The following is a 24,545-nucleotide window of genomic DNA, read 5'->3' on the forward strand; positions in this document are numbered from 1 at the left end:
TACGATGTTGAAACTTCAAGCAAGCCTAGAACTGTTACACCGCTACCGACAAGCCTTTCGGCACGCCTGGGCTCGTCGGGCTGAACTGGATAGCGTTCCTCGTTTGGCGCACGAAAGTGCTTTTCTGCCCGCCGCACTGGCTTTGCAGGAAACCCCGGTTTCACCGGCACCGCGCTTAGCAATCTGGTTACTAATCAGCTTTGCGTTGCTAGCGGTGTTGTGGGCCGGTTTCGGCCGGATCGACATCGTTGCGACTGCCCAGGGCAAGATCGTCCCCAACGACAGGGTCAAGACGATTCAGCCGCTGGAAACCGCCACGGTCAAAGCCATCCACGTCAACGACGGTCAAGCGGTTAAGGCTGGCGATGTGCTGATCGAACTGGATGCGACCGCCGCCGATGCCGATACCGCCAGCATCGCTAACGATTTACGCACCGCGCAACTGACGGCGGCTAGGGACAGCGCCTTTTTGCAGAGCTTGCAAACCCTGCAAAACGGTAAACCGCAAAAGCCGCAACTCCAGGCGCCGGACGCGATGCCTTCTGAGCAAGTCCAACACGAACAACGTCTGCTGGACGGCGAATGGCAGGAACTGACCAGTAAACTGGAACGCCTGGAAGCGGATAAATCCAGCCGTCAGGCCGCTTTGCGTTCGGTGCAGGCCACTGTGGCTAAACTGGCGCAGTCCGCACCGATTGCCCGCCGCTTGGCCGAGGATTACCAGCAACTACAAGCCAAGAAATTCGTCTCCAGCCACAACTACCTGGAACGCGAACAGGCCAGGATAGAACAGGAAGGCGAACTGGCCACGCAACGGGAAAAGCAACAGGAACTCAGCGCGGCGATTCAGGAAGCCGGCAAACAACAAAGCGAACTGTTAGCCGCCGCTCGCCGCACGGCATTGGATAGGCTGCACGACAGCGAGCAGAAAATCGAAACCTACACCCAGGCAGGCATCAAGGCCCGTCAGCGCGGCCAACTGCTGACCCTAACCGCACCGGTGGACGGCATCGTCCAGCAACTGGCGATTCACACCGTCGGCGGCGTCGTCACCCCGGCGCAACCGCTATTGATCGTAGTCCCGGCCGACCAAGCGATGGAAATCGAAGCCTTCGTCGAAAACAAAGACATTGGCTTTGTGAATCCCGGCCAGGAAGCCGAAATTAAAATCGAAACCTTTCCTTACACCAAATACGGCACCTTGCACGGCGAAGTGACGCATGTGTCCAGCGACGCCATCAACGACGATAAGCGCGGTTTGATTTACTCTTCCCGAGTCAAACTGCCGCGCACGACCATGGCCGTCGAAAACAAGACTGTCAATCTGACGCCGGGCATGGCGGTGACGGTGGAAGTCAAGACCGGCCAGCGTAGGGTGATTGAATATTTCCTAAGTCCACTGATCGAGCATGTGGGAGAAAGTTTACGGGAGCGGTAAGTTTGTGTCATGGAAAAAGCCCGAAAAGAAAGCTGGGAATTGCAATCACTATGTCGAAATTTTAATTGTTCTCGGAGCATGATCAGCGTCATGTTGTATGACCATATTTTGCAAACCAATGATCAAGGCTTAAATACTGTAATTGCGTTAATTCAGCTTCCCCAAAAAGGGATGAGGATCGGTAAATAACTGTTCTGTCATCGTCAACGTTAGATCACAAAAAAGTTACAGCCCTGGTTGGCAACCCGTGATAGGATCCGTTAGAGCAATAACTCCTGTAATAGTACGACTGGGGTCTGTGCATTTCGGAGTATTTACCGACTTGTGCTTATAGAACTTGGTGACGTTTAGCCAAACTAGGTGGTCAGTCGCAATTGATTATGAAATAACGTTTTTGATGGGAAGAAAATGAGTGTTGAAGCGATCATTTGTTATCTCAAGCCTCTTTCAGAAGATGAGATTATTTCAATTAATAAATATTGGACTTTAAAAGATAGTAGTAAGGATGAGTTTGAGTACACCTTAAAACAAATCGATTCAAAACGCGAACGCAAGAGTCGTAATGTATCTAATTTGGTTCTTAAATCGTTATGCTTGGTCAATAACCAGTCATTCTATTGTAAAGACTGTAAACAAGCAAAACCCGTTAAAAGTCGTAAAGAATTCAGCGAACGATTAAGAGTGGATTCTTTTGTATGTCGAGAATGTAAAGAAAAGCAGCTGATTTCTCTTAGGGAAAAAAGTGCTAAAGTGCTTGCAAACTTCCTTGATGACTTACTGAATAAATCGGATTATTTTTCCCAGCTTACCTATATTGATAAGTTGGTCTTGTTAACCCTATTATTTGATGACTATCAGGAAAAAAAGCCGGTTATTACCAGTAATGCTCGGATAAATATCACCGGTTCTGAAAATGTAGATATGCCGGTTTTGTCGCGCTTGGTGGGGTTGGGCGCGCTTGTCAAGATAACTGATCTTCCTAAGGCCGTTGCACTTGCGCAAGCCAAGCTTTATGAATCTTCAGTAACCCTCGATTACAAACAAAACCGTTATCGCTACAGAGCGCAGCATAACCAACTGGTCATAGAAAAGGGCATTTATTTTTCTTTACCGCTAGGATTTAATAATTCAGCGGAGTTCATTGAAAGAATTTATAACGATATTATAAATGGTGGTATATCAGTTCAAAAAATTACTGAATTGAAGCGGATGGTTATCGACATGCAGGTTGAGAACTTTAATCGGTTAATCGATCATGTCTCTGGAGAGTTTAACCTTGAGATATCTAACAGTGTCCCGCTAAGCGCCTTATTAAATCATTTGTCGGAGAAATACCCGATCACCAAGTGTTATTATACGTTTTCTCACCAAGCCAGACGGGTAATCGTTTATATGCACCAGAACGAACCGGCTTCCTATGCAATAAGTCATCTATTTACTAAATTTGTCGGCAGCTATATTCAAATGCTTGAAGAGAACGGCTGGGAGTTAAAGTACATCCGTATACTGCCAGTAGCGGTTTCCACTTCAAATTTAGAGGCTCTAGTATCCCATAATTTTATTGACAGCCATTTCAACTGGCATAGTCTCAGCGCGACTGAAGTTATCGAGCGCTGGTTGTCTAAAATCACCATACACAATGCTCCCGCATTACTTCCTTGAATGTACTCGGAGGCTTGAACTGAGCAGGTTAAGTTTAAGACGAGTATCTACCGATTTGATTTTTTGGTAAATCCTGGTTTGAGGTCAAGGCTGATTTGGCAGGGTAGGTGGATATGCTAAATGTCCGATTAGTACCGAATTTAGTGCGCATACTACTTTTTTATTGTTTATGAATCAATGTATTAGTAAAATTAGTATGTGCTTGCGGGGTTATTAGTCAAATTCCGCGTTCTCGGAACGATCACCTTCCGCAGCCGCAGCGGCAGCCGCAGCGGCGGACAGGGCTATAGTCACGTGCTTGCGCCGCTCCCAGAGCTGTTTCAACTCGGCTTCCAGACTGCGATAGCCTTCGGCGGTGATGTACGGTGAAGATTTGGGGCGGGGCGGTCGCCAGCGTGACATGTTTTTTTGGGGAAAAGGTTATATGATGTCGGCTTTTTTCATCCAGCGAAGATGCATATGCAAATCACAGACAAAACGGCTGTTTCCATCCATTATACCTTAACCAACCAAGACGGGGAGCAGCTGGACAGTTCCAGAGGCGAAGAGCCCTTGTTGTATTTGCATGGCGCGGGCAACATCATTGCGGGTCTGGAAGCGGCGTTAAACGGCAAACAAGCCGGTGATAAATTCAACGTCACCATCGCCGCCGATCAAGCCTACGGCGAAGTCTCCGAAGAAATGATTCAAGTCGTTTCCAAGAAAATGTTCGACGGGATGGATATTGAAATTGGTATGCAGTTCCACGCCGATGTCAGCCACGGCCCAGGCATTATTACCATCGTCGAGATCGACGGCGACGATGTCACCATCGACGGCAACCACCCTTTGGCCGGTGAAGATTTGACGTTTGACGTGGAAGTGATGGATGTCAGACCTGCCACAGCCGACGAAGTGGCTCACGGTCATATCCACGGTTCAGGCTGCCATCACTAATAGCCATTCCCCAACCGCAAATTTGTAAGCGATAAACGCGCGGCTTTTATCGCTTACATTCATTCTCTGCTGTTGTTACTGAGCACTCGCGCTCAGGCCCAAATCCACCCGACTATGTCCCAGCAAGGTGCCGGTAGCAAACGCCAGATCTATCATCGACACTTGATAATCGCCGATGGCGCGCACTTCGCGTAATTGCGCTTCACCGAGCCGGGTCAGGGTTTCCAGTACCTCGGTCATCGTCCGCAAGCCCTCTTTAAATTGTTTGAGTTCGGCGTCGTAATTCAAACCGGCCAGTACCACGTTCTGCCGGGTGGCTAAAATGCGCTGCCAGTTCTGGCTCATTTGATCCAGCGAGTCGTAGATTTCCCGGCGTACGCTCAATTCCCTGAGTTGTTGCGTAGTTAGACGTTGCATGCGTTCTTGCACGGCTCGATCCAGACGCGCACGGCGCAGCTCGTTGCTGAGTGGGATTTCCATGCGTACGCCCACCGACCAATCCGAATAATTGCCGCTCAAGGTCTGATCAAAAGCGCCACCGTAGGACGCCGTGTCGCGGCCCAGTGCGGCGTAGTTGTAATCCAGCATGAACATCGGCAGGGTTTGATTGCTGAGGTAGTCGATCTTGGTCAAGTCAGCGGCCAGCTTTAATTCCAGTTCCAGCAATTCCAGGCGGCCGTCCAGCGCGCGTTGCGCCAGTTGCTCGCGGTCCAGATTAAATTCCAGCAGGGTTGGCGAGGTCTCGGGAATCAGCAGGGTTTGCGAATCCAGATCCAGGCCCGGCGCGTTTAATAACAATTTCAGTTGGCGCTGGCGGGTTTTCAGGCTGGTTTCGGCGATGATCAAAGACTCCAGCCGCTCGGCCACGCCGATTTCGGCCCGGTTGATTTCCACGTTGGCTGTCAAGCCTTCCGCCACACGCTTCCGGACCATGCTCAGATTATTGGAGGCGTTTTCGTATTGCTGGCGGCGCACATCCAATTCGCCCCAAGCCACATACAGGCTCCAATACGCGCGCTCAACCATTGCCAACACCCGAATCGCCTGCAAGCGGGTTTTCACGTCGACGGCTTGTTGTTCGTAACGGGCGATGCGGATGCCGGCGACGTTATTGGAAATCCCGGCATCGCGCAGTAAGGGCTGGCTGATGGAAAACCGCAGCGCATTTTGATATTGGTCCGAAGCGACACCGCGAAACTGCCGTTTGCCGTCGAACGGTGAACTGACGGTAATTTTCGCGCCGGTACGCAACGGAATCACGATACCGGCTTCCATATCCAGCACCTCAGTTTCCTGCGGCACGGCGGTGAGTTTGTCGATTTCATTTTTCAGCGGCGAAGTGGGATCCACCGGCGTAAAGCTGACGACATCCAGATTTTGCGCCGGGGTGTTTTTCTTGCCGTATTTGGCTTTGGCGAAGATTAAATCATCGAACTTGGCTTGCTCTTCGCTGACCGCGGTGGCGGCGATTTTTGGATCGGCCTGGGCGATTTTTAAATCCAGGTTATTTTCCAAAGCCATACTGCGCACCGCAGCGATGGACAATTGCTTGCTCGCTTCCGGCGGTGCCTTGGGTAATTCCGGCTTCGTCGCGCTGGGAGGGGGCAGAATAGTCGCCGACTTGGTCCGGCCTTCCTTAAACTTGGGCAAGGCCTGCTCGACAGTTTGCGGCGGCAGCTGCGAAATGGCCGGTAGCGGTAAACCCTCATCAGGTTTCAGGCGCTCCTCGACGCGCTTGACCAGTTTGCGGTCGGGGCTGGTGTCGAGATATTGTCCGCAACTGGCTAGCAAAGGTATCAGCAAGATTACGCCGATACGCCGCCCGCAGGCTTGCAAGTGTTTGGCCGTAGCCCCTGATTGGTGTTGACGGGATGCAAAACGATTCATAAGCGCTTATTTCAGTTTTTGCCTGACCAAATCGGTCGCCGGTGCTTCCGTAGTCATTTGCGGCGGAAAGGCATTCAGTTGACGCCACAGTTCGTAAGCCATCGTTACCCGGTTCAACAATACCCAGCCTTTGACACGCACGCCTTGGCGGGCGAAGCGTTCTGTCGGCCAGGGTCGGTCGTTGGGATCGGGCACGATCAGTACCCGGAATTTACCCTTGCCGTCGTCAGTGGAGTCCACGAAGGCTACTAAGCCACCGAAGGTGCCGACGGCTACTTCCGGCCAGCCGGCGAATTGCAAGGCCGGCCAGCCTTCGAATTGCAGACGTGCATGCCGGCCTGGGGTGATCAATACGGCATCGTTGCCGTCTACCCACAGTTCCACGGCTTTCACATCCATATCCGGCACCAACACCAGCAAGGGGTCACCTTGTCTGACAATGTCGCTCTGCGGATTGGCCAGCAGTCTGAGGATGCTGCTGTCGCGCGGCGCTCTGATTTGTTGGGATTGCTGGCGGGACACATCCACTTCGCTCTTTAACAGGCTGCTGCGGCTGTCTTCCAGTTCGCTTTGGGTTTTGTTAGCCGACGCCGTCGCCGAGTCGATACGGGCTTGGGCGTCGGCGCGAATCCGGCCGATTTCGGCTTCGGCGGCGCGTTGTTCGGCCAAAGCACCTTCCAGACTGGCTTGCGCACTGTTTAAGCTGCGTTGCGCGACGATACCGTCGCGTTGCGCCACTTCGTAATCGCGTTGGGATACCAGGCCGTCGCCTATCAAGCGTTGCAGGCGCTGGGTTTGCACGCTGGCCGTTTCCAGCGTGGCACGGGCGGAGGCTATGGCTTCACTGGCGGAGCGCGCGCGTTGCCGTGCCACATCCAGCCGGTATTGCGCGGTAGCCACTTGTAAATCGCGGGTAGCAATCAAGTTGTCGATTTGTAGGCGATACGCCCGCAGTTCGTCTTCCTTGGCCGCCAATTTTGCGGCGGCTGCCGCGCGTTGTTGTTGCAAGCGTTCCAGCAATTCCGGATCGACATCGGTGATTTCCATCAGCAAATCGCCGGCCTTCACTTTGGCGCCCTCTTTAGCATGCCAACTGACGATACGGCCGGAAACCGGCGCATCCAAATTCTGTTGGCGTTCCAGTGGGGCAAAGGCGGAGACCCGGCCGATACCGTTGATGTTTTGTTGCCACGGTGTCAGCAGCAGGGCCGGCGGCGTCAACAGAAATAGCCAGACGCAAGCGCGCGCTAGACTGCTGACCAGGCGAGGAGTATGGGCTGCCGATAGCGCGGACAGCCTAATTTGTAACTCAGTCATGGGCGGCTCCCGGCAAAGTGATCTCGCGCCCGCAAAGTGCGGCCAATTCTTTCGATCCGGTCAGCAGCAATAGCGTCCAGGGCGCGTCTGCGGCCAATAGTATTGATGCCACCTGCTGCTGTAATCCGCTATCCAAGCCATCGAGTATGCCATCCACGATCAACAAGGCGGGCCGGGCGATGATGGCTCTAGCCAGCATAATTTGTATAGCTTGGCTATGGGCAAGTGGGGAGCCGCCGGGACTCATGACGGTATCCAAATCCAAGTCGGTTAAGCCGACTTTGGCTAAGGCCCGCTGGACATCGGCAACGCTCAGGTTCGCATCACCTAGCCTGACATTTTCCAGCAGACTGTCGTGAAAAATCTCCAGTCGGCTGACCACGGCGATGTTCTGCCGCAAGGTACTTAGGCGCAAATCTTCGAGTGCTTGGCCGTTGATTTGTATCCGGCCGGCTTGTGCTTGCCGCATCCCGCTTATTAGCGAGACCAGCGCGGTTTTGCCGCTGCCGGGGCCGCCGAAAATCGCGACTTTTTCGCCAGGTTGAATTTGCAGCGCGAAACCCGAGAATAATGGCCGCTGCGCGCCGAAGCCGAATTTTAAGCCGCTGACTGTCAGCGACGCCGGGCCGTTAAATTCTGCGTCCACTTCTGCTGACTCTTCCAAGGGTAAATCCAGTAAATGTCCGATCTTGTCCGTGCCGGCCATTAAGTCGTAAAAGCCTTCCAGGTGTTTGCCGAATTTGATCAAGGCCAATAAAGCGGACGAGACGATCAGTTCCGCCGCCACCAATTGCCCCAAAGTTAAATGGCCGTCTATGACCAAGTAGCCGCCGATAGCCAACAAGGCCGTACTGGCGATGGCATATAGCGCTACGGAGGCGATGACTTGGCCCAGCAGCACGCGGTAATGCTGGCGTTTGGCGGTTAAATAGTCCAGTGAGAGTTGGTCGGTGCGGTTGGCGGCCATTACTGCACCGTTACCGAATTTAAAGGTTTGAATATTCCCGGCAACGCTTTCCAGCCAGGCGACCAAGGCATATTTGCTGATCGATTCCTGAATCGCCGTGGTGACCGCGCCGCGGCCCAACAAAAATATTATTGCCGTGATAGATAACAGCAACACCACATCGAAGGCCAGCAGGAAGGGGTGATAGAAAGCCAGCATGATTAAGCCGACGCAAGTTTGCACCACGGTGCTCAAACCGTCCAAGAGCAGTGCAGAGCCGGCTTTCTGCAAGGTCAATACATCGAAAAAGCGATTGACCAGTTCCGCGCCGTGCTGACTGTCGTAGGCATCGCTGCGCACCCTGGGCAAGCGATAGGCCAAGTCGGCGGCCAGCCGTACAAAAATCCGCCGCTGCACGATCTCCACCAGATAAGATTCCAGCACAAAAACCGCACCGCCGAAGCTTAGAAAGAAAAACAGTATGGTCGCCAATACGATCAAAGGTTGGCCCATACCGCCCATCGCTACGGTATTGACCAGCGCTTGCACCGCCACCGGCGAAGCCAGCGCCAACAATCCGGAGCCCAAAGCCAAACCCAACAATAACCAGAGATCGTGGCGATCAGCGCGTAACAGCTCCAGCAAGCGGCTAAATGGCGGCATGTGGTTGTGATGGTCTTGGCTGACGGCATTCTCCAGCGGAGCCTGGGCTTGCACTAACAGCCACTCGCTGATGCCGGCGTCGCTTCGGCCCAGTAGTGCGGCGATGTCAGTCGGTTTGACGTAGCGCTCTTCTATCACCTCGCCTTGAGCAAGGGCCACTCTGACTTTGCCGCCGCGAAATCCGCACAACACCAGCCAGCCGCAGCCATCCGAGAGGCTGGTGAGCAACGGCGTGTGCGGGGATGAGGCGTTGGCGGCGGCAATGGGCGTAAGCAGCGTGCTCTCCATATTCAAACCCAAATGGTCACCGATGCGGCTCAGCGCTGTCTGGCTGTCGTCGCTGACTGAGTCCAGCCAACGCTCGCGGATGCCTTGGGCTTGGCTGGGGATTTCCAGCAGGTCGAATAAGAATCCCAGCAAGGTTTGCGTCGACTGTTTTCTGTGCGGGTGTTCCTTGTTTCCGGCGGTGATGCTCATACGTAACGAAATCCTATCGGTTTAAACGAATAACAGCATGGTCTTGCCGAGTATGCCCAGCAAAAGTGTAACCTTTAGTGTGGCAAGCAATTTGGCCGGGCCGGCTTTGGCGCACCAGTTAAGCCAGGCAGTTTCGCATGCCTGGGCGATCACGAGGTAAGCTTTGCACGACAAGCGCCAAACGACGGTGCCGAGCAACGTTAGGCCGGACCAGAACACAATGAACTCAGCTTGGCGTGGCGTTACCCCGAACACGTGTTCCAAAAAATGCTCGAACAACATCTCGACCACCTCAATGACCAAGTGCAGAATGTGCCATAGAAAGGGTAGCAAGGTGTCGCCAAATTTATACAAAAATATCAGGGTCAAGATTGCCATGGCAGGCTTGTTTTCAAACAGCCAGCGCCCGGTGTTGATGATGATTACTCTAAACCAGTATGCCAATGCGTAGGCGTATTGCATGGTTCTCCTCCCTTTTAGAGTCTGCCGAAAAGCCCTTTCCCCTTTTCAGGGGGCGCGTCCTTCGACCCGTTCAGGACGGCCGGTATTTCAGGGCCGGGCTAATAACATCAACCGGTATTGCGCATACCTGCAGCAATCGCATTGATACTGCGCAACAAAGGCTTCATCCACGGGCTGTCCGCGGGATTCTCGGTATTCATTTCCCGCAGCCGCCGGATCAAAAATACCTGGATATAGTTTAGTGGCCCCAGATAGGCATCGCGGCGCTGCAAGGATGCGGCCAAGGCCGGATTCTCCGCGAGCAAGCGGTCGGTGTTGGCTATCTCCAGTATCCACTCCACGCAGCGTTGATGCTCGCCGGCTATCAGGTTGTAAACCCGTTTGCCGGTTTCCGGGTCATTGCACAATTGCGCGTATTCTCGCGCGATGTTCATGTCCGACTTGCTCAAAGCCATTTGCGCGTTACTCAGCAGGTTGCGGAAAAACGGCCAGTCGCGATACATCCGCCGCAGGGTTTCCAGGCGCTCCGGCTTGCCGGCGCACCAGCTGGCCAAACTGAAACCGATGCCGTACCAAGCCGGAAACGTCTGCCGCGATTGCGCCCAAGCGAATACCCAGGCGATCGCCCGCACCGAGTTTTTCGAGCGATCCAGTTTTTTGCGGTGCGAAGGCCGCGAACCGATGTTCAAGCCGCCGATTTCGCCGACCGGGCTGGCTTCGTAGAAATAATCCAAAAAGCCGGGCGTGCGTTCGGTCAGGTCGCGGTAACTTTGCTCGCCGATCCGCGCCAATTCGTCCATGACTGCCAAATCTTCCGCATGATCCGCCGGAACGGCTTGCACCAGGCTGACGCTGGCTTTCAGCAAGCCGGTAACGCCCATGGTTAATTCGTAGACCGCGGTTTCCATATTGTTATACCGATAAAACAGCACTTCGCCTTGCTCGGTGAATTTGATCTGGCCGCGCACGGTGTCGGGCGGCTGGGCCAGAATCGCTTCGTGAGTCGGGCCGCCGCCGCGACCGACAGTGCCGCCGCGGCCATGGAATAATCGGCATTTCAAACCGTAACGCTCACTGATTGCAATAATTTGCCGTTGCGCGCGCGACAAGCCCCAGGCCGACGCCAAGATGCCGCCGTCTTTGCAGGAGTCCGAATAGCCCAGCATGATTTCCTGGCGGTCATCGCTGACCCGCAACAATTCCCGATAGCACTCGGTATCGAATAGCTGGGTCAGTACCTCGGAGATGCGATTTAAATCCTCTATGGTTTCAAACAAGGGGCTGACACCGATATGGCAATGCCAATGCCCGCCGATTTTGCCGACCAGGCCGGCTTGCGCCGCCAGCAGCAAGACTTCCAAGACATGACTGGCGGAATGGGTCATGGAAATTACGTATTTACCAAAGCAGTTCGGGCCTATTTCCCGGCGCATTTTCGCCATCACGGTAAACAACTCCAGGGTTTCGCGGTTGGCCGGCGTCAGCGCGGCGGCGTCGAACATCAAACCACCCGGTGCGGCAATCGCCTCTGCTAACAATGCTATGCGTTGCGCTTCGTCCAGCGCCAGGTAGTCAATGTTCAATGCGGTTGCCAGAATTTCCGCGACTGCTTCGCTGTGGCGAGTCGATTCTTGCCGCACGTCGAGTTGCATCAAGTGAAAGTCGAACACGTCGGCCAAGCGGATCAGATCGGCTAATTCCAGCTCGGCGATATTGGCGTCGCCGTGGCTGCGCAAGGATGCATCGATCAAGCGCAGATCGTGTAAAAACTCGGCTACGCTGGCATAGGCAAGGCGATTGGCTTGTTCCGCTTGGCCCTGTAACTGTTGTTGCACGCGCTGCAAGGTGGATTGCATGCGATATTTCATCAATATCAGTTTGTGCCGGTAAGGTTCCTGCAAATAAGGCTTTTCCAAGTCCGCGACTGCCGCGCCCAGCAGGGCGCGGTCGGCGTGCAGGCTGTCAATAAATGCCGGCGTCAAGTCACAAAGTCCATAAGAATGCGACAACTGGCCGTGCAATTGATCCAGGCGCGCCAAATATTCCTGCATGATGGTTTGCGCCTGCATGCGCAAGGCTAGCTCGGTGGTCTCCGGCTTGACATTTGGATTGCCGTCGCGGTCGCCGCCTATCCATGAGCCAAAACGCAGGAAGCTGGGGATGCGGATTTGGTCGGCAACGTCGGCACCAAATACATCGCTAAGCGCCCGCTGCAAGTTCCGGTAAACCAAGGTGGTAGCTTGAAATAGCGATAGCGAAAAATAAAACAAACCGGCGTCGATTTCGTCGGCTACGCCCAGTTTACGGGCGCGGACTTCGTCGGTTTTTAACAGCAATTGAATCTGTGCTTGCAGTTTGTCTAAGGCCTCGCTGCGTTGCTGGCTGCGTAAGCGTGGATCGTCCAAGGCCTCCTGGCTAAGGAAGACATTGCGCAACGCGCTTTTGACTGTGCGGCGTTTGGCTTCGGTGGGGTGAGCGGTCATCACCGGCAAATACAGCATCTCGTCCAATAACACCTGTAATTTATCGGCACTGACACCGCTGTCGCGTAGTTTAATCAGCGTGTCATGAAACGAGCCGGGCCAATAGCGGCCGGTCTGATTTTGTCGGCGCAACGTTAGGTTATGCGATTCTTCGGCGATATTGAGCAGGCTGAAATAGCCGTTAAACACCCGCACCACTTCGCCTATTTCTTCCGCATCCAGGCCTTCCAGAATCTCCATAAACTGGCGGCGGCGGTTGGCGCTGCCCTCTCGGAGCAAGCTGGCAAACTTGCGTTGCAACTGCGCGACGGCGGTGGCCACCTCCGGTTTGGCTTGGGCGGTGAGCACTTTAGTCAAGATCGAACCGAGCAGGCGTATCGAACTGCGTAATTCTTTGTCGTCGCCGTGAGCATCCGATAAGCGATCACTGAGGATTTGGCTGGCGCCGAGGTTATCCAATTCAAACGCCGACTTGTCGTACTCCGCTAATGCGGCTCCGGTACTTGGCGCGATGTCTTCGCTGTGCAGTGCTTTTAGCTTTTGCATGTGCAGTTCTCAGGGTGGGTTAGGGTTGCGTGATAGCCTAGCGCAGCATTTTGATATTGTTAAATAGAATGTTTAGAATTAATTCATCGTAAATTCCTATACATTGAGTGCTATGGAACGTATCAACTACCAACATTTGTTTTATTTCTGGAATGTCGCGCGTGAAGAAAGCATCACTCGCGCTTGCGAGAAACTGCATTTGGCGCAACCGACCATCAGCGGCCAATTAGCGGTGCTGGAACAGCAAATCGGCGAAAAACTTTTTTATAAACAGGGCCGTAAACTGGTGCTCACCGACACCGGGCGGGTGGTATTTAATTACGCGGAAGAAATCTTTTCGCTGGGCCGAGAGTTAAGTAACACCTTAAAAGGCCGGCCAACCGGCAGGGCTCTGCGTCTGGTGGTGGGCGTGGCGGATGCGTTACCGAAAATGGTGGTTTACCGCTTGCTGGCGCCGGCGTTCCGCTTACCGGAGTCGGTGCAGATTCTTTGTTACGAGGACAAAACCGAGCGGCTTTTGAGTGAGATGGTGATGCAAGGGATGGATATAGTCTTGTCTGATGCGCCGCTGACACCAACCAGTGGCGCCAAAGCGTTTAACCATCTGCTCGGCGAATGCGGGGTTACCGTGTTCGGCGCGCCGGCTTTGGCCGCGACCTATAGGCAAAATTTCCCGCGCTGCTTGAGCGGCGCACCGTTCCTGCTGCCCACCGCCAATACTTCGTTGCGGCGCTCGCTGGATCAATGGTTCGATGCCGAAAGTATCAGCCCGGCTATCCAAGCCGAGATTGAAGACAGCGCGTTGATTAAAACCTTTGGCAGTGGCGGCGTGGGTTTGTTTGTCGCACCGAGTAATGTCGAAGCCGAAATCCAAAGCCAATACGGCGTGGAAGCCATCGGCCGTATCGACTCGGTGCATGAGCGCTTTTACGCCATCACCATGCGCCGCAAACTCAAGCATCCGGCCGTAACCGCGATTTTGGAGAATGCGCGGGATAAGTTGTTTCCGGAATGACAATCCTCAGAATGCTTCATCCGGTGTGGCAGTTGCCACGAAAAACACCAAGCCAGGCTCTACGCCGCCGCTGCTCTTAAAATATAAGACAGCATCTTCAGGTCTGGATAAACTATTCCGGGTCCCTGATGGGCACTTGCCGCTGACATGAGCGAATTATCGCCGGCTATGATGTGCCGATTTTTACCGATAACTGCGAGCTCCTTGCTATCGTTGACCGGACTTTTGCCGTGTGGTCGGCAGGTTGATAGAACGATTGCGTAGGCTCGATCAAACCTTAAATCAATCTCTTGAAAACAAAATTAGCTTTTTTAATTCTTTCCTTATTTGTGGTGTTGGAGTCCGGCGTGAGTGCAGAAGAAACAAACGACAATGTTGAAGCGCAGGTACAGGCCTTATTGGCGCAAATGAGCCTGGAAGAAAAAGTCGGACAGATGACGCAGATCGACTTTAGCGTGGTTTCGGTCGTGAATGGCGAGGTAGCCGACAATCCCATCGATCAGGCCAAACTGGAAGACGCCATCTTGAATCGGCATATCGGTTCGATACTCAACACGCCCACGACGCCGAACAACCAAACTCAGCCCATCGAAAAATGGCGGCGGATGACCCAAGCGATACGCGACGTGGCGGCAAAAAGCCGGCTGAAAGTTCCGGTGCTGTACGGTATCGACGCGATTCATGGTGCAACTTACACTGAAAACGCGGTGCTGTTTCCGCAAGCCATCAGCATGGCGGCGACGTTTAATCCCGACTTGGCTTTCAAGGAAGGCGAAGTGACCGCGCGCGAGGTTAAAGCGTCGGGTTTAGATTGGAATTTCATGCCGGTGATGGACATCGGCCGGCAACCGTTGTGGCCGCGGCTGTGGGAAACTTACGGCGAGGACGTGCATTTGGCGGTGACGATGGGCAGCGCCTACATCCATGGTCATCACGGCGACGACTTTGCGGATGCCGACAAGGCGCCAACTTGCTTGAAGCATTACGTCGGCTATAGCTATCCCTTGAACGGCAGGGATCGCACGCCGGCCTGGATAGGGGAACGAGCCTTGCGCGAATATTTTCTGCCGGGCTTTGAAGCGGGCGTGAAAGCCGGAGCGCCGACGGTAATGGTCAATTCCGCCGAGGTGGACGGCATTCCCGGGCACGTCAATCATTACTACCTGAACACCATTTTGCGCGGCGAGATGGGGTTTAAAGGCTTTACCGTGTCCGATTGGGCCGACATCAGCCGCTTATATACCCGCGACAAACTGGCGGCCTCGCCGCGCGAAGCGGTGAAGATGGCGGTGATGGCCGGCATTGATATGAGCATGGTGCCGTTCGATTACTCGTTTTACGACTTGTTGCTGGATTTAGCCAAAACCGGCGAAGTGCCTATGACCCGCATCGACGAAGCGGTGTCACGCATTTTGCGGGTGAAATATCAAAGCGGTTTGTTTGACAGGCACGAGCCTGAACTGGCCGTAAAAGGTAACTTTGTCACTGAAGACGCGGTGGCCGCCAACCGCCAAGCGGCGCGGGAAGCGATCATTCTGGCGAAAAATGATCAACATATATTGCCCTTGAACAAGCAGGCCAGCATTCTTGTCACCGGGCCGACCGCGAACTTGTTGAGTGTGATGAACGGTGGCTGGACCATCACCTGGCAGGGCGCTGCCGAACATTTGTATCCAAAAGACAAGCCCACTTTGTTACAAGCCATTCAGCAAAAAACCAGCGGTAAGGTGACGTATGTTGGCGGTAAAAATTTCAGCGACGAAATCAATATCGAGCAGGCGGTAACGCAAGCCCGGCAGCACGATGTGGTGATTTTGGCGCTGGGCGAAAAAACCTACACCGAAACCGAAGGCAATATCGAATCCCTGCATTTGGACCCGGTACAGTTGCAACTGGCCAGAGCGATTTTCGAAATCGGCAAGCCGGTGGTTTTAGTCACGTTCGGCGGCCGGCCGCGCATCATCACCGAAATTGCCAACAAGGCGCAGGCGGTGGTGTTGGGCTTTTTGCCGGGCATGGAAGGTGGTAGTGCGATGGCCGATATTTTGTTCGGCGACACCAACCCCAGCGGCAAATTACCGATTTCCTATCCGCGCGATGTTAACGATATTGCGATGTACGATCACAAGCCGATAGAGGCGTTTGAGAGCAATCAGTATCGGCCTTTGTATCCGTTTGGGCATGGTTTGAGCTACACCACTTTCCAGACCAGCGGCCTGCGTCTGAGCAAAGACAATATTGCCATGGGCGAGAATATCGACCTGACGGTTAAGGTGAAAAATACTGGCACGCTGACCGGCAAGGAAACCGTCATGGTGTATTTGCACGATGTCGCAGCCTCGGTATCGCGGCCGGTAAAACAACTAAAGGCGTTTAAAAAGGTCGAATTAAAACCCGGGGCGGAGCAGACTTTGCAATTTAGCTTAACGCCGCGGGATATGTCTTTCATCGGCGTGGATATGCGGCGCATCGTCGAGCCGGGCGAGTTTGAGGTGATGGTCGGTAACGAGACCGCACGTTTTCAGGTCGTCAAACCCTAAAATTTAGCTGGAATAACTCATGCAGGATCAACAACACCTGGGTAGACAGTCATATACGGGCTCATTAGCTATTCTGACTTCGCTGTTTTTTATTTGGGGATTTATCACCTGTCTTAACGACATCCTGATTCCACATTTAAAAGCCGTGTTTACGTTGAGTTACACCCAGGCGATGCTGATCCAATTTTGTTTTTTCACCGCGTATTTTCTGATGTCGGTGCCCAGCGGCTATCTGGTGGAAAAAATCGATTACAAGGGTGGCATCATCGTCGGTTTGGCGATTGCCGGTGGCGGTTGTTTGCTGTTTTATCCGGCTGCCGGGTTGCATTCTTATCCTTTGTTTTTGGCGGCGTTTTTTGTGTTGGCGTCCGGGATTACCTTGCTACAGGTTTCTGCCAACCCTTACGTGACGGTGTTGGGCGATCCGCATACTGCGTCCAGTCGTTTAACCTTGACGCAGGCGTTCAATTCCTTGGGTACCACGCTGGCGCCGTATTTTGGCGCATTGTTTATTTTGTCGAATGCGGTGAAAAGCGCTGATGACATAAAACTGCTTGATGCCGAACAACTGACTGCCTATCAAGCGGCGGAAGCGGCGGCGGTGCAGAATCCATATCTATTTCTTGCGACAGTGTTGTTTTTCATGGCGGCAGTGTTTGCGATGTTGAAGTTGCCTAAGATTAACCAGCAAGCCGAGGCAACCGGCCCAAATGCAGTGGATGGCAGCGCCTGGCACTATTCGCATCTGTTGTTGGGTGCGGTGGCGATTTTTGTTTACGTCGGCGGTGAAGTGTCGATTGGCAGCTTTCTGGTTAATTTTCTGGGCGAGCCGCATATAGCCGGTTTGGCTGAGCAGGAGGCCGGCAAATACGTGTCGTTTTACTGGGGCGGGGCGATGGTCGGCCGGTTTATTGGGTCGGCGGTGATGCAGAAAATCCATCCCGGCAAAGTGTTGGCCTTTAACGCTTTGGCGGCGGCTGGTTTGGTGTTGGCGACGATGTTGGGCAGCGGCACACTGGCTATGCTTACTATTCTGGCGGTGGGTTTGTGCAATTCCATCATGTTTCCCACCATCTTTTCGCTGGCTTTGACCGGCTTGGGCAGGCATACCGGCCAAGGCTCCGGCATACTCTGCGCCGCCATCGTCGGCGGGGCTATTTTACCGTTGCTGCAAGGGGCGTTTGCTGATCGTATCGGTATACAGCACGCCTTTTTTATCCCTGCTCTTTGCTACTTGTATATCGCTTATTACGGTTATCGCTGTCGCCGGTTGTAGATAAAAACGCGCTTTTAACCTTTCAAGAATTTTGCCCGATTCGGCGATTGCATGATCAAGTTCGGGATAGCCGATAGCGGCAGTTCGCCGTCGGTGCCGCCCAGTTTCACTGCTTCTTTGGGCATGCCGTAAACCACGCAGCTGGCTTCGTCTTGAGCGACGCACAGCGCGCCGGTATCGTGCAATTCCTTCATGCCGTGGGCGCCGTCGTCGCCCATGCCGGTCATGATTATGCCCAGTACGTTTTTGCCGGCAGCTTGCGCGGCCGAGCGGAACAACACATCCACCGACGGCCGATGGCGGCTGACTAAGGGACCATCCTTGATTTCCACCCGGTATTGGGCGCCGCTGCGGCGCAACAGCATGTGTTTGCCGCCCGGCGCAATCAAAGCCAGACCGGGAATGACCCGGTCGTTTTGCTCGGCCTCTTTAACTGTAATTTGGCACAGGCTGTCCAGCCGTTTGGCAAACGCGGCGGTAAATGCCTCCGGCATGTGCTGAACAATGACGATACCCGGCGTGGTACGGGGTAATCGCGTCAATACGTATTCCAGAGCCTGGGTGCCGCCGGTTGATGTGCCAATGGCGACGACGCGGTCGGTGGTTTCCGTCATCGAGATCAGGCTGGTCGGGGAAATGACGGCATCGGCGGTTAATTTCGGGCTGCCATCCAGAGGTTTGCCGCTTGGAGCCGCTGATTTTCGCAGTCTGGCATGTGAGGCACCTTTAATCGCATCCGCCAGCAGGGTTTTCGAATCTTGCAGAAAGCCCTTCAGGTTGACGGTTGGTTTGGTGATGATGTCGACGGCACCGGCACTCATGGCCTGCATCGTCACTTCCGCGCCCTTGGCTGTGAGCGTCGAACAGATCACGACCGGCGTGGGATGTTCGTGCATTAGCTTCTTAAGGAACGTGATGCCGTCCATGCGCGGCATTTCAATGTCCAGGATGATGACATCCGGCCAGTCTTTTTCCATGCGGGTCAGGGCAAAGATGGGATCCGGCGCGGCGCCGATCACTTTGACGCCAGGCAGGCTATCGAGCAATCCGGTTAATACCTGCCGGACCACGGCGGAGTCGTCGACAATAAATACTTTTGTGTCTGTCATAGTGTTGCCTGTTAATGGTCTTGGATGATTTACCAGAATTCGGCACTGCTTCTGGATTTTTCATGTTCGTCGATATTTTTCTTCCAGTAGCGGCGCTCTTCATTTTCAAGAGACAGTTGCTGATTGTGGTCGATTTTTTTGATAAACACCGAATAATCAGTACCGACGAAATGGACGTTTCTGCCGATATTGCCGCCTAGACAGGCACTAAGCATAGGAATGTTTTCTTTTTTTAAAAACTCTTTGATGAATAAAACATTCACGTCGCCCACGGTTTCCTTGCGGTTTTTGTCCTCTCGCAGTTTTAATACGTTGCCGCCGCCGAAGCATTTGGCTTGTAGATTGAGCCGGTTGGCGCCCAGTTTCATCATTTCGTTGATCAGCAATTCCATCGCATAAATGCCGTAACGGCCCTCTTCGGATTCGATGATAGGCATGTTTTTGGAGTAGGAACGATAAGCCAGCAAAAAATGATTCATGCCAAATACCCGATTGATTGGGTCATATAGGCAGGCAGCCACGCACGAGCCCAATAGTGTTGAAATGACTTCCGGCTGGCGGGAGGCATAGAATTCGCCCGGATCGATGACGATACGCTGGGTATCTCGGAAGGGCAGGATTTTCATGGTTTCCGGTAGATAGAAGGCTTCAGCATTTGTAACTGTTCGGTGACCCGGTGCAGGCTTTCCGAATGACTGATGATGAAATGTCCGCCAGGCTTTAGCGCGGTAATCAGTCGTTCGACGACCTGCTTTTTGGTGTCTTGGTCAAAATAGATTAGAACATTACGCAGAAAAATTACGTCGAACCTCCCCAATGTATGCGGCAGTGAACTCATCAAATTAACCTGATCAAATTTGACGCGGCTGCGTAGTTTGTTGTCCACACGAAAAAAACCTTCCTGGCTGCGCACGCCGCGTAAACAATATTTTTCCAATAGGCGTTTGTCCATATGGTCCAGCCTATCCAGTGGATAGACGCCATGACGGGCAACTTCCAGCACTCGCGTGCTCAAATCGGAGCCGAAAATCTCCCAATTGCGCGTGCCTAGGTTCTCCGCTAATACCATTGCCAGAGTATAGGCTTCTTCTCCTGTCGAACTAGCCGCGCTCCAAACCCTAAAATGCTCGCCGCGCCAGGTCTTAAGAATGTGCTGTTGAAAAAATTCGAAGTGCTTTGGCTCCCGAAAAAAATACGTTTCATTGGTGGTCAGAATGTTGACCAGCGTTTGAAATTCATGGGGGTAATCGGGACTGACAGCCAGTTGGTAGTATTCCCCGTAATGTTCTAGCTGGTAATAATCGAGCCTTTTGGCCAGCCGGCTGGCTACCATGACTTTCTTTTCCGGCGTCAGAGCGATGCCGGCATGGTCGTAAATCAAACGTCTGAAGCGTTCGAATTCTTCGGTTGTGATCGGGGCAATAGTAATAAAACCGTCTCCGTTAGTAAGGATATGCGACGTAATTATGTCAGTAAATAATTACAGGAAGTGCTGAGAACTTAACATTAACGAAAAACCTAAGATGGTAGTGGGTTGAATGCAAATTTAAAACTCTCTACTATCTTTAACATACCCAAAACCCAGACGGAATTCCCATGCTTCGAAAACCTTATCCTGTAGCCAAGAGCCCCGGTCCACTTGGTTTTTATCTGTTAACGGTGGGGTTGGGTGTGACAGGTGGATTGTTGGCTTGCGTGCAAACCGGTTTCAGTTTGATCAGCTTGGGAGCTACTGCCGGGCTTGGTTTTGCCGGCGTCCTGATTGGGTCTGCTTTGTACAATAAACAGCAAACCGCTCTGAATGAAGCTAATAACGCCTGGCGTGGCGACGAAGATTTAAAACTGCAAGAGCTTGAAGCATACGCCATCGAGCTGGAGCGGTTGTTTCTGCAAGTAGTGCCCATTTTGCTCAGACAAGTACAAACATCCAGAACGCATACCGAACAGGAAATCACCGTCCTGACCAGCCGTTTCGCCGCTATGGTTAATCAATTGGAGAGACTGATTTCCGGCGGTGCGCAGAATCGTCAAGGTCGTAGCGTGGATGTGTTATTCGGCGAAACCCGGGATGCTTTGACGGCGGTGTTAAAAGTTTTAAGTGAAATCCAGGACGTTGAGCATGCGGTAGTCGACGAGGTTCGTAAATTGTCCGCACATACCGGTCAACTGGACACGATGGCGCAGGAAGTGCGCAAGGTCGCTGAGCAAATCAATTTACTGGCTCTAAATGCGGCTATCGAAGCCGCTCGCGCAGGCGAAAATGGCCGGGGTTTTGCGGTTGTAGCCGACGAAGTCCGTAAACTGGCCGGATTTTCGTCTTCCACCGGGGAAAAAATCAGCCACGCCATTGCCGATATCAACAAAGCCATGGCCTCGACGTTGAAAATGTCCGAGGCATCCGGCTCTTCCGATGACAAAGCGATCCGAGATGCCGAACACGCCATCCGCACCGCTCTGGACGATTTGCGGGTGGCTTTGGATATGTTCAGAAACGATGCGGATCAGTTACGCGGCAACAGCGCGCAAATTCGCGACGAGATTTTCTCGGTGTTGACGGCGTTCCAGTTTCAGGATCGGGTCAGCCAAATGCTGTCGCATGTCGAACATAATCTAAACAGCCTGCAAACTGCGGTAGATGCCACGCGCAGCAGCGGCGAGCGCCAAGCAAATAGCTTGGATGTCGGCGCCACATTGTCGAGAATGGAGCTTAGTTACACGATGCCGGAAGAGTTGTTGAATCACTCTTCAAGTGCGGCGGTCAGTCACCAAAGCACTTCCGCCAACGATGAGATTACATTTTTCTAAATTTGATGAAGGATTGACTAATGGCTAAAACCATCATGATTGTTGATGACTCGGCATCCATTCGACAGGTTGTCGGCATTGCCCTAAAGGGTGCCGGCTACGATGTGATTGAGGCCTGCGACGGCAGGGATGCACTGAGTAAATTAACCGGACAAAAAATCAATTTGATCATTACCGATGTGAATATGCCGAATATGGATGGCATAACCTTTGTGACGGAAGCCAAAAAACTCCCGGCATACAAATTCACCCCGATGATGATGCTGACTACCGAAGCCGCCGACGATAAAAAACAGGCTGGCAAGGCCGCCGGCGCGAAAGCCTGGCTGACCAAACCGTTTCAAGCCCCCACTTTACTCGACGCGGTGTCCAAATTGGTGTTGCCTTAAAAACAACCCCATTGCACAAGGGGAGAAAACCTTGGCTATCCACCTAAAACAACAAAAAAAGGGTGTCACCCATCTAGCCATTCAGGGTGAATTGACCATCTACTCGGTGCTGGAACACAAACAAGCACTATCCCCGTATCTAAGCTCGGCTAAAGACGTGCAAATCGATCTTGCCGATGTCACTGAAATCGATAGCGCCGGTGTGCAACTGCTGATGTTTCTGAAGCAGGAAGCCGTCAGCCGCGATATCCGCTTTAGTCTTATTCAGCATAGCGAGGCGGTCGTTGAAGTGCTGGAACTGCTCAACCTGAGTAAGCATTTCGGCGACCCTATCGTAATCTCCGCAGATTGGAAAACATCATGAGCGAATTAGATGCGGCCTTAACGGTTTTCGCCCAAGAGGCTGAAGAGTTGTTAACTGATATGGAAGACGCTTTGTTGTCTCTGGAGAGTAAACCGGACGATAGCGAAACCATCAACAGTTTATTCAGGGCCATGCATACCATCAAAGGCTCTTCCGGATTGTTTGGTTTTAACGCCATTGTCGGCTTTACCCATGAAGCGGAGTCGGTCCTGGATAAAGTGCGTAACGGCGAACGCGGCATCGACGCGGAATTGATTTCTGTCTTGTTGGACAGCAAGGATCACACTGCTAAATTGATCGAACATTGTTTGACGCAGAAAGACTCCGAGTTACCGGCAAGCTTGGCGGCGGATGGAGAACGTTTGATTCGGCAATTGACCGGACGGCAAACGACCGACATGCAGCAAAGCGACGATAGCGTCCAGCTGGAAATTGAAGGCGGCGGTGAAATATCGGTGGACGATAACTGGCTAATTTCTCTAGAGTTTCAGAAAGATGCCTTCAGAAACGGCATGGACCCCTTGTCGTTTATTCGCTATCTGCGCACCTTGGGTGAGATTAAACAAATTCTTACTGTAGCCCCGGAAATGCCGGTCGGTGACGACATGGACCCGGAAAGCTGCTATTTGCATTTCAAAATTGCTTTTCAGAGCGATGCGAATAAACAGACGATAGAGGCGGTGTTTGATTTTGCCTCGGACGATTGCGATATCAAAATTTTGCCGCCTAATTCCAAGCTGGAGGAATATTTAAATCTGTTGAATGCCCAGGATGACAATCATGTTAAGCGCTTGGGCGATATGTTGGTGCAGGTTGGGGCGCTGACTCAAAATGATGTCAACCATGCTTTGCAACGTCAGCAGGCCAATATTGATTCCGAACTGGTTATCGTCCCCGGCAAACCCTTGGGAGAGATACTGGTCGAGCAACATGTCGTACAGCAGCCATTAGTCGATCAAGCGCTGAAAAAACAGGAACAGACCAAACAAAAACTGGCAAGCGAAGCCAATTACATCCGGGTCGATGCTACCAAACTGGGCCATTTGATCAATTTGGTCGGTGAGCTGGTGATTTCCAGTGCGGCGATGAATTTGATCGTTGAGCGGCATGGCCTCAGCGATGCCGGCGACGTGGCCGCCAGCATGAATGCCTTAGTCGGCAGTATTCGCGATACCGCATTGGAATTGCGCATGGTGCAAATCGGCGAAACCTTTTCCCGGTTTAAACGGGTGGTGCGCGACGTTAGTAAAGAATTGAATAAAGACATCGAACTTTTTATCAGCGGCGGCGAAACCGAGTTGGATAAAACGGTCGTCGAAAAAATCAACGATCCGTTAACGCATTTGATCCGCAACGCCCTCGATCACGGCATTGAAAGTCCCGAGCAGCGGCTCGCCGTAGGTAAGCCGGCACAAGGTACCGTGCAACTCAATGCCTACCACGAATCCGGGCATATCGTGATTCAAATCGCCGATGACGGCGCTGGTTTAAATAGCGACAGAATACTCGCCAAAGCATTAGCTAACGGTTTGATTAAACCCGATCACGATTTGTCCCAACAAGACATTCACAATCTGATATTCGCCGCCGGACTTAGCACCAAGGATCAAGCCACCAATTTATCCGGGCGCGGTGTCGGCATGGATGTGGTGAAAAAAAATATCGAAGCCTTACGCGGCTCCGTCGAGATAGACAGCGTAGAAGGCGAGGGCACCACCATTTCCATACGCTTACCGCTGACCCTGGCAATTATCGATGGTTTTATGGTCGGCACCGGTCAGGACCGCTACATCATCCCGTTGAGTATGGTGGACGAATGCATCGAGATGAACGCCAACGAATGCGAGATTGATGAATTACAGCATTACATTAATTTACGCGGCCAGGTTTTACCGTATTTGCGTTTAGCGGATTACTTTCGGAACGGTTCCCATGACACCACTAGGAAGCGCGAGAGCGTGGTGGTGGTCAAATTCGGGCAAAGCAAAGCCGGGTTTGTTGTCGATGAATTGCATGGCGAGCATCAAACTGTCATCAAGCCTTTGGGCAGGGTTTTCGAAAAACTTAAAGGTATTACCGGCGCTACGGTGTTGGGCGACGGTAATGTAGCTTTAATTTTAGATGTGCAGGGTCTGATTGACTCGGCAACCAGTTTTAAGCACCGAAAAGTGCCAATGTATGAACAGTGAACTGTCCCCTTTAAGACCGTAGATTCTATTTTTGCCAGTGA

General features: G+C 52.7%; 19 protein-coding genes. 10 read left to right on the forward strand and 9 right to left on the reverse strand.

The features are described from left to right. The first annotated feature begins 4 nt into the window (after positions 1 to 4). Positions 5 to 1,438 (forward strand): HlyD family type I secretion periplasmic adaptor subunit, encoded by a 1,434-nt coding sequence (locus JWZ98_RS08690; RefSeq protein ID WP_205452442.1) that lies wholly within the window; start codon positions 5 to 7, stop codon positions 1,436 to 1,438. Between the two features lie 408 nt (positions 1,439 to 1,846). Further along, on the forward strand, positions 1,847 to 3,100 hold the full coding sequence (locus JWZ98_RS08695; RefSeq protein ID WP_205453990.1) for a hypothetical protein: 1,254 nt from the start codon (positions 1,847 to 1,849) through the stop codon (positions 3,098 to 3,100). Positions 3,101 to 3,313: 213 nt separating this feature from the next. Here the strand turns inward: JWZ98_RS08695 and JWZ98_RS08700 are convergent, their stop codons facing one another. Then, on the reverse strand, positions 3,314 to 3,502 hold the full coding sequence (locus JWZ98_RS08700) for a hypothetical protein (RefSeq protein WP_240348281.1): 189 nt from the start codon (positions 3,500 to 3,502) through the stop codon (positions 3,314 to 3,316). Positions 3,503 to 3,559: 57 nt separating this feature from the next. Between JWZ98_RS08700 and JWZ98_RS08705 the strand changes: the two genes are divergently transcribed. Beyond that, positions 3,560 to 4,036: a peptidylprolyl isomerase gene (locus JWZ98_RS08705; protein ID WP_171694881.1), complete on the forward strand. Its 477-nt coding sequence runs from the start codon at positions 3,560 to 3,562 to the stop codon at positions 4,034 to 4,036. Positions 4,037 to 4,111: 75 nt separating this feature from the next. Here JWZ98_RS08705 and JWZ98_RS08710 read toward each other — a convergent pair whose 3' ends face one another. From JWZ98_RS08710 to ppc, 5 genes are all read right to left on the reverse strand, one after another. Next, the gene (locus JWZ98_RS08710; protein WP_240348282.1) at positions 4,112 to 5,923 is read right to left on the reverse strand and encodes a TolC family protein; all 1,812 of its coding nucleotides are present in this window, start codon (positions 5,921 to 5,923) and stop codon (positions 4,112 to 4,114) included. 6 nt (positions 5,924 to 5,929) lie between these two features. Continuing rightward, the gene (locus JWZ98_RS08715; protein ID WP_205453991.1) at positions 5,930 to 7,240 is read right to left on the reverse strand and encodes an HlyD family efflux transporter periplasmic adaptor subunit; all 1,311 of its coding nucleotides are present in this window, start codon (positions 7,238 to 7,240) and stop codon (positions 5,930 to 5,932) included. After that, the gene (locus JWZ98_RS08720) at positions 7,233 to 9,326 is read right to left on the reverse strand and encodes an ABC transporter ATP-binding protein (protein ID WP_205453992.1); all 2,094 of its coding nucleotides are present in this window, start codon (positions 9,324 to 9,326) and stop codon (positions 7,233 to 7,235) included. The genes JWZ98_RS08715 and JWZ98_RS08720 overlap by 8 nt, the downstream gene beginning before the upstream one ends. A gap of 21 nt (positions 9,327 to 9,347) precedes the next feature. Then, a complete protein-coding gene (locus tag JWZ98_RS08725) occupies positions 9,348 to 9,788 on the reverse strand; it encodes a hypothetical protein (protein WP_205453993.1) in 441 nt (146 codons plus the stop codon). Between the two features lie 107 nt (positions 9,789 to 9,895). Beyond that, a complete protein-coding gene (gene ppc, locus JWZ98_RS08730; RefSeq protein ID WP_205453994.1) occupies positions 9,896 to 12,817 on the reverse strand; it encodes a phosphoenolpyruvate carboxylase in 2,922 nt (973 codons plus the stop codon). A gap of 112 nt (positions 12,818 to 12,929) precedes the next feature. Between ppc and nhaR the strand changes: the two genes are divergently transcribed. The 3 genes from nhaR (at position 12,930) to fucP (ending at position 17,648) form a co-directional block, all read left to right on the forward strand. Continuing rightward, positions 12,930 to 13,832 carry a transcriptional activator NhaR gene (gene nhaR, locus JWZ98_RS08735; RefSeq protein WP_205453995.1) on the forward strand — a complete coding sequence of 301 codons (903 nt, stop codon included), beginning with the start codon at positions 12,930 to 12,932 and terminating at the stop codon, positions 13,830 to 13,832. A 290-nt stretch (positions 13,833 to 14,122) separates the two neighbouring features. Next, complete coding sequence (locus JWZ98_RS08740; RefSeq protein WP_205453996.1) at positions 14,123 to 16,372, forward strand: glycoside hydrolase family 3 N-terminal domain-containing protein; 2,250 nt, start codon at positions 14,123 to 14,125, stop codon at positions 16,370 to 16,372. Positions 16,373 to 16,391: 19 nt separating this feature from the next. After that, on the forward strand, positions 16,392 to 17,648 hold the full coding sequence (fucP, locus tag JWZ98_RS08745; protein ID WP_205453997.1) for an L-fucose:H+ symporter permease: 1,257 nt from the start codon (positions 16,392 to 16,394) through the stop codon (positions 17,646 to 17,648). 14 nt (positions 17,649 to 17,662) lie between these two features. Here the strand turns inward: fucP and JWZ98_RS08750 are convergent, their stop codons facing one another. Genes JWZ98_RS08750 through JWZ98_RS08760 form a run of 3 tightly spaced genes read right to left on the reverse strand, consistent with a single transcriptional unit; the run spans position 17,663 to position 20,225 of the window. Continuing rightward, a complete protein-coding gene (locus tag JWZ98_RS08750; RefSeq protein WP_205453998.1) occupies positions 17,663 to 18,757 on the reverse strand; it encodes a chemotaxis response regulator protein-glutamate methylesterase in 1,095 nt (364 codons plus the stop codon). A 29-nt stretch (positions 18,758 to 18,786) separates the two neighbouring features. Further along, a complete protein-coding gene (locus tag JWZ98_RS08755; protein ID WP_033156662.1) occupies positions 18,787 to 19,383 on the reverse strand; it encodes a chemotaxis protein CheD in 597 nt (198 codons plus the stop codon). Continuing rightward, positions 19,380 to 20,225 (reverse strand): protein-glutamate O-methyltransferase CheR, encoded by an 846-nt coding sequence (locus tag JWZ98_RS08760; RefSeq protein ID WP_308441645.1) that lies wholly within the window; start codon positions 20,223 to 20,225, stop codon positions 19,380 to 19,382. Before JWZ98_RS08760 ends, JWZ98_RS08755 begins: the two co-directional genes overlap by 4 nt. 128 nt (positions 20,226 to 20,353) lie before the next feature. Between JWZ98_RS08760 and JWZ98_RS23385 the strand changes: the two genes are divergently transcribed. From JWZ98_RS23385 to JWZ98_RS08780, 4 genes are read left to right on the forward strand one after another with little or no spacing between them, the layout of a single operon-like run. Next, on the forward strand, positions 20,354 to 21,562 hold the full coding sequence (locus tag JWZ98_RS23385; protein ID WP_205453999.1) for a methyl-accepting chemotaxis protein: 1,209 nt from the start codon (positions 20,354 to 20,356) through the stop codon (positions 21,560 to 21,562). A 20-nt stretch (positions 21,563 to 21,582) separates the two neighbouring features. Further along, entirely contained in the window at positions 21,583 to 21,951 is a 369-nt protein-coding gene (locus JWZ98_RS08770; RefSeq protein ID WP_033156659.1) for a response regulator, read from the forward strand. A gap of 31 nt (positions 21,952 to 21,982) precedes the next feature. Then, on the forward strand, positions 21,983 to 22,315 hold the full coding sequence (locus JWZ98_RS08775; protein WP_033156658.1) for an STAS domain-containing protein: 333 nt from the start codon (positions 21,983 to 21,985) through the stop codon (positions 22,313 to 22,315). Next, positions 22,312 to 24,504: a chemotaxis protein CheA gene (locus JWZ98_RS08780; RefSeq protein ID WP_205454000.1), complete on the forward strand. Its 2,193-nt coding sequence runs from the start codon at positions 22,312 to 22,314 to the stop codon at positions 24,502 to 24,504. The genes JWZ98_RS08775 and JWZ98_RS08780 overlap by 4 nt, the downstream gene beginning before the upstream one ends. The last annotated feature ends 41 nt before the right edge of the window (positions 24,505 to 24,545 follow it).

Origin of the sequence: Methylomonas sp. EFPC1, assembly GCF_016925515.1 — a bacterium.
In the GTDB taxonomy this organism is placed as follows: domain Bacteria; phylum Pseudomonadota; class Gammaproteobacteria; order Methylococcales; family Methylomonadaceae; genus Methylomonas; species Methylomonas defluvii.

Coding starts and splice junctions, on each gene's coding strand:
- JWZ98_RS08690 (WP_205452442.1), top strand. CDS start 5: ATGTTGAAACTTCAAGCAAGCCTAGAACTGTTACACCGCTACCGACAA.
- JWZ98_RS08695 (WP_205453990.1), top strand. CDS start 1,847: ATGAGTGTTGAAGCGATCATTTGTTATCTCAAGCCTCTTTCAGAAGAT.
- JWZ98_RS08700 (WP_240348281.1), bottom strand. CDS start 3,502: ATGTCACGCTGGCGACCGCCCCGCCCCAAATCTTCACCGTACATCACC.
- JWZ98_RS08705 (WP_171694881.1), top strand. CDS start 3,560: ATGCAAATCACAGACAAAACGGCTGTTTCCATCCATTATACCTTAACC.
- JWZ98_RS08710 (WP_240348282.1), bottom strand. CDS start 5,923: ATGAATCGTTTTGCATCCCGTCAACACCAATCAGGGGCTACGGCCAAA.
- JWZ98_RS08715 (WP_205453991.1), bottom strand. CDS start 7,240: ATGACTGAGTTACAAATTAGGCTGTCCGCGCTATCGGCAGCCCATACT.
- JWZ98_RS08720 (WP_205453992.1), bottom strand. CDS start 9,326: ATGAGCATCACCGCCGGAAACAAGGAACACCCGCACAGAAAACAGTCG.
- JWZ98_RS08725 (WP_205453993.1), bottom strand. CDS start 9,788: ATGCAATACGCCTACGCATTGGCATACTGGTTTAGAGTAATCATCATC.
- ppc (WP_205453994.1), bottom strand. CDS start 12,817: ATGCAAAAGCTAAAAGCACTGCACAGCGAAGACATCGCGCCAAGTACC.
- nhaR (WP_205453995.1), top strand. CDS start 12,930: ATGGAACGTATCAACTACCAACATTTGTTTTATTTCTGGAATGTCGCG.
- fucP (WP_205453997.1), top strand. CDS start 16,392: ATGCAGGATCAACAACACCTGGGTAGACAGTCATATACGGGCTCATTA.
- JWZ98_RS08750 (WP_205453998.1), bottom strand. CDS start 18,757: ATGACAGACACAAAAGTATTTATTGTCGACGACTCCGCCGTGGTCCGG.
- JWZ98_RS08755 (WP_033156662.1), bottom strand. CDS start 19,383: ATGAAAATCCTGCCCTTCCGAGATACCCAGCGTATCGTCATCGATCCG.
- JWZ98_RS23385 (WP_205453999.1), top strand. CDS start 20,354: ATGCTTCGAAAACCTTATCCTGTAGCCAAGAGCCCCGGTCCACTTGGT.
- JWZ98_RS08770 (WP_033156659.1), top strand. CDS start 21,583: ATGGCTAAAACCATCATGATTGTTGATGACTCGGCATCCATTCGACAG.
- JWZ98_RS08780 (WP_205454000.1), top strand. CDS start 22,312: ATGAGCGAATTAGATGCGGCCTTAACGGTTTTCGCCCAAGAGGCTGAA.